The sequence below is a fragment of the Mesorhizobium sp. M1E.F.Ca.ET.063.01.1.1 genome (assembly GCF_003998155.1).
Taxonomy (GTDB): Bacteria; Pseudomonadota; Alphaproteobacteria; order Rhizobiales; family Rhizobiaceae; genus Mesorhizobium.
Genome location: NZ_RZSC01001112.1, coordinates 1 through 1,410 on the forward strand (window position 1 = coordinate 1; position 1,410 = coordinate 1,410).

The following is a 1,410-nucleotide window of genomic DNA, read 5'->3' on the forward strand; positions in this document are numbered from 1 at the left end:
GAGCGGGCTCGGCCTTAGCCGGTGCAGGCGCTGGAGCGGAAGCTGCCGGCTTCGGCGCTTCCTTGGGCGCTTCGGCCTTCGGAGCCTCCGCTTTCGCGGCTTCCGCTTTCGGCACGGCGCCGCCGTCGGCTTTTGCAGCAGCGCGGGCATCCTCGCCTTCACCGGCCAGGATGGCGATCACGGCGTTGACCTTGACGCCTTCGGTTCCGGCCGGAACGACGAGCTTGGCGACGGTGCCTTCATCGACGGATTCGACTTCCATCGTCGCCTTGTCGGTCTCGATCTCGGCGATCACGTCACCGGGCGAAACCTTGTCGCCTTCCTTGACCAGCCACTTGGCGAGATTGCCCTCTTCCATGGTCGGAGAGAGCGCCGGCATGGTGATGTTGATCGGCATTTTTCCTCCTCAGTTCCGCCCGGTCAGCGAACGGTGCTGGATATTGAACTGCTCCGACATTCTGCCGCGATAGCCTTCTTCCAATGCCTGAAGCGTCTCGATTTCAGGTATGCCATCTTGTTCCAGTCTCATCCTGGCTATGTGCATGCCGATATCAGCAAGCACCATTCCCCAGTTGTGAGCGTTTGGTCCAAAGAGGTCTTGCATCGTGACGACCGCGTCCGAACCAATCCAGACGCGGAGTATTTCATTGAATTCGCTACTCTCGACGACCATCGCGGGAACTTCTAGTTCGCGCGACATCTTGTTAACCCCGGTACGTGACGGCTTTGACTGCCTCGACGACTTCGCCGACATTGGGCAGCGCCAGCTTCTCGAGGTTGGCCGCATAAGGCATCGGCACGTCCTTGCCTGCGATGGTGATCACCGGCGCATCGAGGAAGTCGAAGGCGCGCTGCGAGACCTGGTTGGCGATGTGGTCGCCGACCGAGCTCTGCGGGAAGCCTTCTTCCACCACCACGAGACGGTTGGTCTTCTTCACCGAGGCGATGATGGTGTCGAAGTCGAGCGGGCGGATGGTCCTCAGATCGATGATTTCGGCATCGATGCCCATGCCGCGCAGTTCGGCCTCCGCCTTGACCGCATAGGTCATGCCGATGCCGAAGGAGACGATGGTGACGTCCTTGCCCTGTTTGTGGACGCGCGCCTTGCCGATCGGCAGCACGAAATCGTCGAGCTTCGGCACGTCGAAGGACTGGCCGTAGAGGATCTCGTTCTCGAGGAAGATGACCGGGTTCGGGTCGCGGATCGCCGCCTTGAGCAGGCCCTTGGCGTCGGCCGCCGTATACGGCATCACCACCTTCAGGCCGGGGATGTGGCTGTACCAGGCGGCGTAGCACTGCGAGTGCTGGGCGGCGACGCGCGCGGCGGCGCCGTTCGGTCCGCGGAACACGATCGGCGCGCCCATCTGGCCGCCGGACATATAGAGCGTCTTCGCGGCCGAGTTGATGATT

At 62.3% G+C, this 1,410-nt stretch carries 3 protein-coding genes; all 3 read right to left on the bottom strand.

Going from position 1 to position 1,410, the window contains the following annotated elements; translation table 11 throughout:
- Positions 1 to 397 (bottom strand): biotin/lipoyl-containing protein (locus EOA29_RS36460; protein WP_127222391.1); only part of this gene is annotated, 397 nt, incomplete at its 3' end.
- A 9-nt stretch (positions 398 to 406) separates the two neighbouring features.
- Positions 407 to 700, bottom strand: a complete 294-nt coding sequence (locus EOA29_RS36465; protein ID WP_189350087.1) for a DUF5076 domain-containing protein — start codon at positions 698 to 700, stop codon at positions 407 to 409.
- Positions 701 to 704: 4 nt separating this feature from the next.
- The coding region (locus tag EOA29_RS36470) for a pyruvate dehydrogenase complex E1 component subunit beta (RefSeq protein ID WP_127222392.1) at positions 705 to 1,410 on the bottom strand (706 nt) is incomplete at its 5' end.